Consider the following 11,600-nt stretch of genomic DNA (forward strand, 5'->3'; position numbering starts at 1 on the left):
GCAGAATCCGGGCCGCCTCGCTCCCTTATGGAGGCTGTCCGCCATACGGGTGGTGAGGGAGGCTTTCTGTACAGCGCTCGCGCGGCCCGGGAAAATGGTGGAATGGCGGAGCCTGAGGGACGGCCGATGCGCGTTCTCGCGATCTGCGGCGGATTGGCATTGCTCTACGGGGTGCCCAATGGTGTACGGATCTCGACGGCCCAGACGCTTCCGTGGACCATGGCCTGCATCCTGCCCTGCTATGTGGCCGGGCTCTCGCTGTCCTGGCACACCCCGCAGCACCCGGTCGCCCGACGGCTGCTGGCGGCGGGGTCGTTCGCCGCGATCGGCATGGCCGTACGGTTCACGCTCGGAAGGCCCCCGGCGACCGGATGGCACGCCGACGCACCCCGCGCATGGGCGTTCCTGGGCGTGGCCCGGACCTTCGACGTCCTCGCCGCGATCACGATCTGCCGACTGGTGGCGCTCCTCCCCGACGGGCGCGTGCGCCACGGCTACGAGCGGGTCGTGCTGCGGGCGCTCTGGCTGCTCGTGCCCTATCCCGTACTGCTGATGGCGCTGCCCATCTCGGACCGGACACTGCCGTGGCTGCTCGTCCTGCCGGAATCGTGGGCGCCGGGGCTCGGCGCCGGGCTGCTCCTGATCCGCTCGCTCCTCGACGCGCGCGAGCAGCGGGCCGGGCGCGCGGAGCGGGCGGACCGGGTGTGGGTGATCGCCCTGATCGCCCTCCTGGTGTTCGGCGGACGCGGCTCGGCCCGGCTGTTCCGGCTGTGGCTGGCCGGCAAGGGCCTCGACTACTTCATCGGCTCCGCGCTCGGGGCGCTGCCGTACATCACGATCTCGGCCGGTCTGGTGTTCGCCGCGTTCCGCCACCGGCTGCCCGGCATGGACTTCGCGATCCGGCGCTCGCTGGTCTACGGCGTGCTGTGGACCATCATCGGGGCCTGGTACCTGGGCATGACCACGGCGCTCGGGCTGACCGCCGGCCAGTATCTGCCGATCGGTCTCGCCGTCCTGGTGGCGGTGACCGCGACCATGCTGTTCCAGCCGGTACACCGCCAGCTCAACCGGCTCGCCGCACGGCGCGTGTTCGGGGCCCGGCCGTCCAACTTCGAGCTCCTGGTGCAGTGCGGCACCACTCTGGAGCACGCCTACGACCTCGAACGGCTCGGCCCGCAGCTGGCCGTCACCCTGCGCGAGGGGCTCGATCTGCGCTGGGTGCGCGTACGCCTCGGACCCGCCGGCACGGCGCGGGCGCCGTTCGGCTCCGGGTCCGCCGGGGCGGAGGCGGACACCGGCCAAAGCCCGTGGGGCGAGGTGCGGCTGCGGTACGGGGAGGAGGTGCTCGGCTCCATCGAGTACGGGCCCAAGGAGGAGGGCCGGTTCACCCCCGAGGACCAGGACCTGATCGAGACGCTGGCCCGGCAGGCCGCGCTCGCCGTCCACAACGCGCTCCTCACCGCGGAGCTGTCCACCCGGGTCGACGAGGTGCAGCGGCAGGCGTGCGAGCTCAACGCGTCGCGCACCCGGATCGTGCAGGCCCAGGACACCGAACGGCGGCGCATCGAGCGGCAGTTGCACGACGGGATCCAGCAGGAGCTGGTCGCCCTGGTGGCCAAACTGGCGCTCGCCCGCAACCAGCTCTGCCGCAACGGCGACACCGTGCACACCACGCTCACCGAGCTCCAGGACGACGCCTGCCGGGTCATCGACGAACTGCGCGAGGTCGCCCACGGCATCCACCCGCCCGTCCTCACCGACCAGGGGCTCGCGGCCGCCGTGATGTCCAAGGCCCGCCGGCTGCCCATTCCCGTCGTCGTCGAGGTCGACCCCTCGGTGTCCTCCGCGCGGTTCGCGCCGGAGATCGAGGAGGCAGCCTTCTTCCTGGTCTCCGAGGCGCTGACCAATGTGCTCAAGCATGCCCGGGCCGACGGGGTGACCATTCGGATCGCCCGCGCCGACGGCTCGCTCTTCCTCGACGTCAGCGACGACGGCGTGGGCCTGCCCACGGCCTCCCGGCTGGGCTCGGGGCTGACCGGGATGCGCGACCGGATCGAGGCGGTCGGCGGCCGGCTGTCCATCTCCGGCCGGCCCGGCGGCGGCACCACGCTCTGTGCCCAGCTCACCGAACGCTCAAGAGAGACGGCCCATGCCTGACGCCCCGGACCGGATGCGCATCGTGATCGCGGAGGACCACTATCTCGTACGGGAGGGAACACGACGGCTCCTGGAGGACACCGGCGAGGTCGACGTGATCGCGGCGGTGGGCACGGCGGAGGAGCTCCTGGACGCCGTCGACCGGTTCCGCCCGGACGCGGTGATCGCGGACATCAGGATGCCGCCGAACCACCACACCGAGGGCATCACCGCCGCGCACACCATCCGGGCCGCGCATCCGGGCATAGGTGTGGTGGTGCTGTCCCAGCACGCCAACGAGCAGTACGCCTTCGCCCTGTTCCAGCAGGGCACCAACGGCCTGGCCTATCTGCTCAAGGAGCGCATCGGCGAGCTGGAGGAGCTGCTCCGCGCCCTGCGCGAGGTGTCGGCCGGGCGGTCGGTGATCGATCCGCGCATCGTGGAGGTGCTGGTCGGCAGCCACATCCGTACCGTCGACGCACCCCTGGCCCAGCTCACCCGCCGGGAGCTGGACGTGCTGCGGCAGATGGCCCAGGGCAAGAACAACCGGAACATCGCCGAGTCGCTCTCGCTCTCCGAGTCGACCATCGAGAAGCACGTCAACTCGACCTTCGCCAAGCTCGGCCTGGTCGAGGAGTCCCAGCTGCACCGAAGGGTCACGGCGGTGCTCACCTATCTGCGGTACGGGCCAACAGGGCCGCCTGACCTGTGAGTTGACGCCCCGCGGTCACCGTCGCCGCGCGGGGAGGCGGTGGCGACGGTGACCGGGGAGGGCGGGTCAGAACGTGCTGCAGCACGAGCCGGCGGTGGGCGGCGGCCAGGACCCGGAGTCGGGCGCCTCCTCTTCTTCGAGCATCTGGAGAGCGCTCACATCGGATTCCCTCACGGTGTTCACCCCCTCTGCTCGGTGTCACGTACCGGCACCGTCCCGGTGCCGGAGTCATGGGCGGGCGGCTGTGTGAGCGAGCCAGGGAGCCAGAGGCGCGGGCCCCCGCAGGCGAACCTCAGCAGGAAGGCGATCACTCCGGACAGGCCCGTGCCGTAGTCGGCCCACACCTGGGTGCCGGTGTCGTCGGGGACGAGGGTGCGGCCGTCGCGGACGACGTTGCGGGCGTACAGGCCCGCCGCGAGTTCCGCCGCCCAGCCGCGGTACGCCGGGTCGGCGCAGCCGTCCGCCAGATCGAGCAGGAACTCCCCGTCCCCGGCGAGGCCGTGGCACTGGGCCGTGCCGATGTGCCGGCGGGAGCGGCGCACGGCCACGGCCGCCCGGCGCGCCGCCACCAGGAAGTCGTCCTCACCGGTCTCCTGCCAGACCCGCAGCAGGAACGTGCCGATCCCCGACGATCCGCTGCACCAGTGCGTCTTGCGCGGGCCGCCCTGCTCGCCGGAGCGCCAGTACGCGGCCCCGTCGGCCACTTCGGCGACGGCGAGCAGCGTCCGGGCGCCCTCGACGGCCAGTTCGGCGGGCACGGTGTCGCCGGTGGCGCGGGCGAGGGCGAGCAGGAACGCCCCGATGCCCGCGACCCCGTGGGCGAAGCCGTAGTGGACGACGTCGGCGGGGGTGGACAGGATCGCGCGCGGCACCGGCCACAGCAGCTGCCCGTCGCGCCGCCGGGCCGTCGCGGCGAGTTCGGCGCCCGCCTCCTGGGCCCGGTCGAGATAACGCCGGTCCCCCGTCGCCTCCCAGAACCTCAGTTGGGTCAGCCCGGCACCGGCCACCCCATGGCAGACGTCGGGGCTGGGCCAGCGGACCGGGACCCGGGCCGCCAGCTCCATGGCGTGCCCCAACAGCCGTTCGTCACCCAGGAGTTGGGCGGCGTCGAGCAGCGCCCAGGCGGTGCCGGAGCGCCCGTAGTGGAGACCGGGAAGGGTGCGGGGCTCGCGGCCGACCCGGTGGGCGATCCAGGTGGCCGTGCTCCGTACGGCGTCGAGCACCGCCGGGTGCTCACCCGCCTCGTACGCACGGACGAGCACCCCGAGGACACCCGCCGCGCCGTGCTGGACGTTGAACGCGTCGGTGGCGCCGCCCACCGGTCCCGAGGGCCAGAGCCGGTCCGCCGCCTCCGGGGCGGCGGTGGCCAGCAGCTGGTCGATCCCGTCGGCCATCAGCTCCTTGAGCTCGGCCTCGGTCAGACCGCGCGCTCCGGCCGCCGGGGAGGGATCGGCCTCGGTGACGGCGAGGCCGATCACCCCCGCCGCCGTGGCGGCGGCACCGGGCCCGTCGGCGGCGCGGGCGCTCTCCGCCAGCCGGTCGAGCACCTCGTCGAGGCCGGGGCGCCGGGCCGGGTCGTCATCGAGCAGGGCCACGATCAGCGGGGCGAGCAGGCGTGCGGCCTCGTTGCCGGGGACGAGCCGGCCGAGCCAGGCGGCGAGCCGGCCGGCGTTGCCGCGGATCCCGGGGTCGTCGGCGGCGAGCAGCGGGTCGACCCCGGCGGCGAGGTGGAAGAAGGTCGCGCCGAGGCTGTAGAGATCGGCGGCCGCGCCGGGGGCGGGGCCGTAGCGCGGCGCGTTCATCTGTTCGACCGCCGCGTATCCAGGAGTGTGGATGCGCAGGGCGGGCTCGCCGGGGCGGGCCAGCATCTCCAGGTCGATCAGGCACACTTCGCCCTCGTCGGTGACCATGACGTTGTTGGGGTTGAAGTCCCGCAGAACCCATCCCTCGGAGTGGACGAGCCGCATCAGACAGGCCAGGGAGCGCGCCCGGCGCAGGACGTCGAGGGCCGGTACGCCCCACCGCTCACCCGCACCGAACTCCAGTCTGTCCAGGACCCATTGCCGAAGCGTCACACCGTCGACGGCCTCCTGGACCAGGAACAGATCCCCCTGCTGCTCGAAGAGCGCGACCGGGGCCGGGGTGAAGCCGCTCCCGGCGAACGCCTCCAGCATCGCCGCCTCGTGGCGCCGCAGGTCCCGGGCGTCCCGGCCGGTCAGGGTGGCGGCGGTGTGCGGGCGCGCCTGCTTGATGATCACAGGCGTGCCGGTGGACTCGTCGACGCCCCGGAAGACGCCGCCCCCGAAGGCGTGCCGGATTACTCCCCGTACGAGGAAGCGCCCGTCGAGCAGCACCTCGGCCGGGGCTGCCCGGCCCCCCACGGCGGCGGACTCGCCCTGGGTGAACGGGTCGCGCGGGGCCCACTCGGGCGGCGCGAACCAGGCCCGGCGCCGGTCGGGGACCAGCCGGCCGTCGGGCGCGACCAGCATGGCGCCGCGGATGCCGTCGTCGCCGAGCGCGGGCACCCCGGTGAACACCCCGTACCGGTAGTGGACCAGGCTGCCGGGGAAGCAGGGCCGGTCGGAGAGGATCCCGGGGCCGGGCAGGCCCAGGGTCGCGCGGTGCAGCTCGACGGCCAGCTCGCGCAGCCGGGCGTCGTCCCCCTCGGGGTAGACGGTGAGGAACTTCCCTCCGCCGCCCCGGTCGTAGCGGTGCGAGACGAGGTCGCCGGCCCGGCCGACCGTCCCGGCGAACTTGAAGCGGCACCCGTGGCGCACCAGGATCTCCGCGGCCCGCGCCAGGACCAGGGGCGCGGCCAGCGGGGTCGCGGCGACGTGCAGCTTCCAGCCCTGCAGCCGCCCGGCTTCGCCCGGCGGCGAGACATGGCACCAGAAGTCCCCCTCGCGCAGCCGCCACGGCCCGCCGGTGACTGGCCCGACCCCCGTGCGGGCCAGCACCGCTTCCACGATCTCCACGAGCAGCCGTTCGGCCGGTTCGCGGATCCCCCTCGCAGACTCCATGCGCCCATCGTGGCCGCGGCTCTGTCGGTTGCCTTACACCTGCCTTGCGGGCCGGGAGGGCACTTCCCGCCGCCGGGTCGAGCGGGGGTCCAGCGGACCCTGGTACCGCCGGTCCCTGGTTCCGGCGGCCGGGTTCCGTCATGATGATGATCATGACGACTGACCGCCGCCAGCTCGCTGATTTCCTGCGCCGCTGCCGCGACCGGGTCACCCCGCAGGACGCCGGACTGCCCGCAGGGCCGCGCCGCCGCACCCCGGGGCTCCGGCGCGAGGAGGTTGCGCAGCTCGCCGGGATGTCCGCCGACTACTACATCCGCCTGGAACAGGCCCGGGGACCGCAGCCCTCGTCCCAGATGCTCACCGCGCTGGCCCGCGCCCTGCGGCTGAGCGACGACGAGCGCGACCATCTGTTTCTGCTCGCCGGGCACCGGCCGCCCGTCGCGCACTCGTCCGACGGCGAGGTGAGCCCCGGTCTGCTGCATCTGCTCGAACAACTCACCAGCACCCCGGCCGTGGTGCTGAGCGACCTCGGTGACGTGCTCGTCCAGAACCCCATGGCGCGGGAGCTCCTGGGCGAGGTGTGCACGGTCACCGAGCACGGCCGCAATGTCGTCTGGCGCTGGTTCACCGAACCGTCCGCCCGTGTCCCGTACCCGGAGGAGGAGCACAGCTACTACAGCCACCTCCACGTGGCGGATCTGCGCGCGGCCGCGGCGCGCCGCTTCGGCGACGCGGAGTCCGCACGGCTGATCTCCCGGCTGCAGAGCGTCAGTCCCGAGTTCACGGCGCTGTGGGAACTGCACGAGGTGGCCGTGCGCAGACGTGACCGGGTCCGTGTGCTCCACCCGGAGCTCGGCCCGTTCGACCTGTTCTGCCAGGTGCTGCTCGCCCCCGAGGGCGACCACCGCCTGGTGCTCTTCACCCCTCCGCCGGGGAGTACGACCGCGGACCGGCTGGCGCGGTTCGGCGCCTCGCAACTGGGCTGAGGCGCTCCGGTACGGCGGGGGCGACGGGGTTCACTCGGCGCCGTGGTCCAGACACGGGTACTCCCGGCCGCACCAGCAGCGCCCCTGCACCGGTGTGGTGGCGAGCAGCAGCCGGATCACCTCGTCGACGTCGAAGCCGTCCAGCTCGCTGCCCTCCGGGACGAGTTGATACGTACGGGAGAGGAAGTCCGCGACGTCCTCGATCTCGGCGAGGAGGTCGGCGCTGCCCTCGTCCGAGTGCAGCCGGATCCGCAGCCCGCCCTCGCCGTACTGCCAGACCCGCACGTCGCCGAGGCCGACCGGGCAGCGCGAGGTCAGGCCCTCCGCCACGAGATCACGGCCCATGGTCCATGTCGTATGCATGCCATTGCCGCAGACGAATTCCACCGAAACGGCGAGCGGGTCGGCGGGGTCGTAAGCCATCAAGGCCTCCACGGGGGTCATGGCATCACCCTCGTGCAGTAGTTCGACATACAACGGAACGCAGATCTCTTCCATGTCGCCCCCCTCGTCGGGACCGTCCCCGGCGGCCGGTCGCCGGGCGTTGTTCGGTATACGCATCTATGACGTACTCAACGGCCGTGATAGTGACCGACTTCGCGAACAAATTCGCCCGGGGATGTGGAAACTGTGCGTACGGTGTCGCAAATTCGCATGCCCGCACGGATCCCTTACCCCGTACCGCGCCGGCCGATCCCCCCTGCGAACGGGCTGGTACACCCGCTGCTGCCGCCTCAACCAGCGGTGGCGCGGGCTCCGGGGCGGGTCGCGCGGCTTGTGGTGAAGGCTTCACAATCCCGGCCGCGGCAGCGCCGATTCGGCCGGAACATTGCGTTCACCAGGGCCTCGTGATCACGACGCCACACCGCCCGCGGCCGCGTCGGTGGCGGCCGCGGGCGGCTGGGGGGAGGAGCGGGCTCAGCAGAACTTGTCCAGCTGTCCCGCTTTCGCCGCGCGGACCATGGCGGCGATCTCGGACCGGGTGTACCGGAGCACCGGTGCGTCGGCGTCCTTCGTATGCGTCACGGCGATCCGCTCACCGTCCACGGCGAATCCGACGCAATCCTTGGAGTAGTCGAGGTCACTGAAAGACGACTTCTCGAATGCGAGGTGAGGGGCATTGCGGTTCACGTATTCACTGACCTCGACAAGGCGGGAGTGATCCACGGAAGAGCTCCTTCGTGCAACAGTGGGGGCTGTTCAGCACGCTACGAGCCCAAGTCGGCGCATTTCTAGTGCCCTTGACAGATATACGCGTGATGCGCTAGCGACTCCTGGGAGACGGACGGAAGCGCCTGGGTGCGGAAGGCCTTGGCGGAAAGCCTTACAGGAGGCCGAGGTTGGCGGTGGGCGCGCCGCGCAGCGTCGGGGCGAGCAGTCCGGCCTGGGGCTCCTCAAGCGCGGGCAGCCCGAACAGTTCGGCCTGCGGCGGGGTGAGCGGCGCTTCGAGGATCGCCCCCGGGCTCTCCGCGCGCAGCGGCGAGGACGGCGTGGTGACGGCGGCCGAGCCGATCTTGTCGTCGGTGAGCGGATCCGTCAGCGGCGCCTTGAGCAGCGTCGACGGCAGCTCCGTGGTGACCGGCAGACTCGGCAGCAGCGGGGACGGCATCAGCGAGCCGACGACGTGCCGCGGCCCGCCCGGGGAACCCGGCATCGGGATCGGTACGCCAGTGCTCACCGTGGGGGATTCGAACGGCAGCGTCGTCTCCAGACCTTCCAGCGGGACCACGACGGGTACGGACGACCCGGCCGCGGCGGGCGCGACCGCCGCCGCCGTGGCCATGCACGTCATCATGGCCGCGAGGCCGGCCCGCTTGGTGAGCTTCATAGGTACTTCCATCCCTCTGGGTCTCGGATCTCTGACGGACAGGTGCCGCCTGGAAGAACGAGACCAGCGGGCCGATCACTCCAAAATTCCCCTGTTCAGCGGAGCGGAAAGGCAACTCCGCGCTCGGAGTCGGGGCGTGTTCCGAAGATCCGACGTTCCGATTCATCGATCGGCACATCATTGATGCTCGCTTCGCGGCGGTCCATCAGACCGTTCTCGTCGAACTCCCAGAGCTCGTTCCCGTAACTGCGCCACCACTGCCCCGCCGCGTCCCGGCTCTCGTACTGGAAACGAACCGCGATGCGGTTGCCGTCGAACGCCCACAGCTCCTTGCGCAGCGCGTAGTCGAGCTCGCGCGCCCACTTGGCGGTGAGCAGCTCGACGATCCCGGCCCGCCCGGTGACGAAGGTGTCCCGATTGCGCCAGCGGGAGTCCTCGGTGTACGCGAGCGAGACCTTCTCGGGGTCACGGGTGTTCCAGGCGTCCTCGGCGGCCTGGACCTTCTGCCGGGCGGTGTGCAGGTCGAAGGGGGGCAGGGGCGGGCGAGCGGTCATGGCGGGGTCCTCCGGTCGAATGGTGCGAACGGTGCGAACGGGCAGGGGGGACGGGGGAGAACGTGCGTTCTCCTCTGTCGTGGCGCTACTCTAGAGAACGAACGTTCTCAGTTCAAGGAGTGATGAGGTCATGGACAGCGCAGTCGCACGGGAGCGGGTGCTCGACGCCGCCGGGACGCTGTTCTACGGGCGGGGCATCCAGAGCGTCGGCATGGACGAGATCCGCAGCGCCTCCGGCGTCTCGCTCAAGCGCCTCTACGCCCTCTTCCCCGCCAAGGACCAGCTCGTAGAGGCATATCTGGAGCGCCGGGACACGGTGTGGCGCGGTCGCCTGGCGGAGTACGTCGAGCAGCGCGCGGAGCCGGAGGAGCGGATCCTGGCGGTCTTCGACCATCTGCACCGCTGGTTCGGCGAGCCCGGCTTCCGCGGTTGCGCATGGATCAACGCGTACGGCGAACTCGGCGCCTCCTCGGCCCGCGTCGCCGCCCAGGCCCGCGCCCACAAGAGCGCGTTCCGGGAGTACCTGGGCTCGCTCGTCGCGGACGCGGGGCTGCCCGAGCGTCTGGCCGACCATCTGACACTCCTCGCCGAGGGCGCGATGGTGACCGCCGGCATCTTCCACAGCCCGGACCCCGCACTCCAGGCCCGCGAGGCGGCGGCCGCACTGCTGGCGGCGGCGCGGGCCTGAGGCTGAACCTGAACCGCTCGACCGCCGCCGGTCTCCGCGCTTGACCACGCGCTAGCTGCTCGTTGGCCACTTGTTCACCGGTTTGCCCCGCTGCCCCGCCCCCCGCGCCGGGAAGGCTTCGGTCGGGTCCACGACAAGGGACCCCACCGACAGCTCAGGAGGCAATCCTCATGGCCGAGTTGACGCGCCGCAGACTCCTCGGATCGGCGGCGGGCGCGATCGGCGGCACGGCGGCGCTCTCCCTGCTTCCGCCCAGTGTGCAGAAGGCGGTGGCGGCGGGGCCGCCGCGCCGGGGGTCCATCCGCGACATCGAGCACGTCGTCCTGCTGATGCAGGAGAACCGTTCGTTCGACCACTACTTCGGTACGCTCTCCGGCGTACGGGGCTTCAATGATCCGCACGCGCTGCGGCTCCCCGACGGCCGTTCGGTCTTCTACCAGCCGGACGCGGTCAACCCCGACGGCTATCTGCTGCCGTTCCACCTGGACACCCACCACTCCAGCGCGCAGGCCATCCCGTCCACCAGCCACGCCTGGGGCGTGCAGCACGCGGCGTGGAACGGCGGCAGGATGGACCAGTGGCTGCCCGCGCACCGCAAGGCGGACGGGGTCAACGGGCCCTATGTGATGGGGTACTACACCCGCAAGGACATCCCGTTCCAGTTCGCGCTCGCGGAGACCTTCACGGTCTGCGACAACCACTTCTGCTCGGTCTTCGGGCCGACCTGGCCGAACCGGCTGTACTGGATGACCGGCACGATCGACCCGGGCGGCACCCTGGGCGGCCCGGTGATCACCAACAAGGCGCCGACACCGTACCGGTGGACGACGTATGCCGAGCGGCTCCAGGTCGCCGGGGTCAGCTGGAAGGTGTACCAGCAGGACGACGACTACGGCTGCAACATGCTGGAGCGGTTCCAGTCCTTCCGCGCGGCCGCGCCCGGCTCCGATCTGTACGAACGCGGGGTACGCCCGCAGCCCGAGGGCACGTTCGAGGACGACGCCCGGGCCGACCGGCTGCCGACGGTGTCGTGGATCATGCCGACGAGCTTCCAGTCCGAGCACCCGGACTATCTGCCGGCGGCGGGTGCGGACTTCGTGGCCCGCAAGATCGAGGCGATCGCGGCCAACCCGAAGGTGTGGGCGAAGACCGCGTTCATCCTGAACTACGACGAGAACGACGGTCTCTTCGACCATGTGCCGCCGCCGACGCCCAAGGCGGGCACGGCGGACGAGTTCGTCCAGGGGCTGCCGATCGGCGGTGGCTTCCGGGTCCCGGCGATCGTGGTCTCGCCCTGGACGGTGGGCGGCTGGGTGGCGAGCGAGGCGTTCGACCACACCTCGGCGCTCCAGTTCCTGGAGGAGTTCACCGGGGTCGAGGAGCCCAACATCAGCCAGTGGCGGCGGCGCATCTTCGGCGATCTCACGTCGGCGTTCCGCTTCGCCCAGGCCCGGCCGCGCCCGCCGCGGCTGCCGCAGAACACGGCGGAGCAGTTGGAGGAGGCGAAGAAGGAGGTGGCGACGCTGCCGAAGCCGACGCTGCCGGGCGCCGACCAGTCGTTCCCGCGCCAGGAGAGGGGCCACCGGCCGCACACGTAGACCCATACGGGCAGAAGTTGTCTTGCGCGAGGCCGTCCTGGACCGGTCGCTTCCGGTTCCGGGCGGCTCTCGCCCGGA

Annotated in this window: 10 protein-coding genes; 5 read left to right on the forward strand and 5 right to left on the reverse strand. The window is 71.8% G+C overall.

Features of this window, described 5'->3' with window-relative positions:
- Window positions 1-102: 102 nt before the first annotated feature.
- Complete coding sequence (locus OG965_RS07010) at window positions 103-2,157, forward strand: histidine kinase (protein WP_371650239.1); 2,055 nt, start codon at window positions 103-105, stop codon at window positions 2,155-2,157.
- A complete protein-coding gene (locus OG965_RS07015; RefSeq protein WP_371650241.1) occupies window positions 2,150-2,848 on the forward strand; it encodes a response regulator in 699 nt (232 codons plus the stop codon). Before OG965_RS07010 ends, OG965_RS07015 begins: the two co-directional genes overlap by 8 nt.
- Window positions 2,849-3,027: 179 nt before the next feature.
- Here OG965_RS07015 and lanL read toward each other — a convergent pair whose 3' ends face one another.
- Complete coding sequence (gene lanL / locus OG965_RS07020) at window positions 3,028-5,868, reverse strand: class IV lanthionine synthetase LanL (protein WP_371650244.1); 2,841 nt, start codon at window positions 5,866-5,868, stop codon at window positions 3,028-3,030.
- Window positions 5,869-6,020: 152 nt separating this feature from the next.
- Between lanL and OG965_RS07025 the strand changes: the two genes are divergently transcribed.
- Window positions 6,021-6,854, forward strand: coding sequence for a helix-turn-helix transcriptional regulator (locus tag OG965_RS07025; RefSeq protein WP_371650246.1), 834 nt, complete (start codon window positions 6,021-6,023; stop codon window positions 6,852-6,854).
- A 30-nt stretch (window positions 6,855-6,884) separates the two neighbouring features.
- On the opposite strand, the gene OG965_RS07030 is transcribed toward OG965_RS07025, so the two are convergent.
- The 4 genes from OG965_RS07030 to OG965_RS07045 all read right to left on the reverse strand — a co-directional run bounded on the left by OG965_RS07030 (window position 6,885) and on the right by OG965_RS07045 (window position 9,236).
- Window positions 6,885-7,277, reverse strand: a complete 393-nt coding sequence (locus OG965_RS07030) for an SsgA family sporulation/cell division regulator (protein ID WP_371650249.1) — start codon at window positions 7,275-7,277, stop codon at window positions 6,885-6,887.
- Window positions 7,278-7,772: 495 nt separating this feature from the next.
- Entirely contained in the window at window positions 7,773-8,021 is a 249-nt protein-coding gene (locus tag OG965_RS07035; protein WP_371650250.1) for a DUF397 domain-containing protein, read from the reverse strand.
- A 157-nt stretch (window positions 8,022-8,178) separates the two neighbouring features.
- The gene (locus OG965_RS07040; protein WP_371650252.1) at window positions 8,179-8,682 is read right to left on the reverse strand and encodes a hypothetical protein; all 504 of its coding nucleotides are present in this window, start codon (window positions 8,680-8,682) and stop codon (window positions 8,179-8,181) included.
- A gap of 95 nt (window positions 8,683-8,777) precedes the next feature.
- Entirely contained in the window at window positions 8,778-9,236 is a 459-nt protein-coding gene (locus tag OG965_RS07045) for a nuclear transport factor 2 family protein (RefSeq protein WP_371650254.1), read from the reverse strand.
- Window positions 9,237-9,366: 130 nt separating this feature from the next.
- Here OG965_RS07045 and OG965_RS07050 point away from each other — a divergent pair, with 130 nt between their 5' ends.
- Both OG965_RS07050 and OG965_RS07055 read left to right on the forward strand, forming a co-directional pair.
- Window positions 9,367-9,924, forward strand: a complete 558-nt coding sequence (locus OG965_RS07050) for a TetR/AcrR family transcriptional regulator (protein ID WP_371650256.1) — start codon at window positions 9,367-9,369, stop codon at window positions 9,922-9,924.
- Between the two features lie 170 nt (window positions 9,925-10,094).
- Entirely contained in the window at window positions 10,095-11,522 is a 1,428-nt protein-coding gene (locus tag OG965_RS07055) for an alkaline phosphatase family protein (protein ID WP_371650258.1), read from the forward strand.
- Window positions 11,523-11,600 lie beyond the last annotated feature (78 nt).

It is taken from the genome of Streptomyces sp. NBC_00224, from assembly GCF_041435195.1.
In the GTDB taxonomy this organism is placed as follows: Bacteria; Actinomycetota; Actinomycetes; order Streptomycetales; family Streptomycetaceae; genus Streptomyces.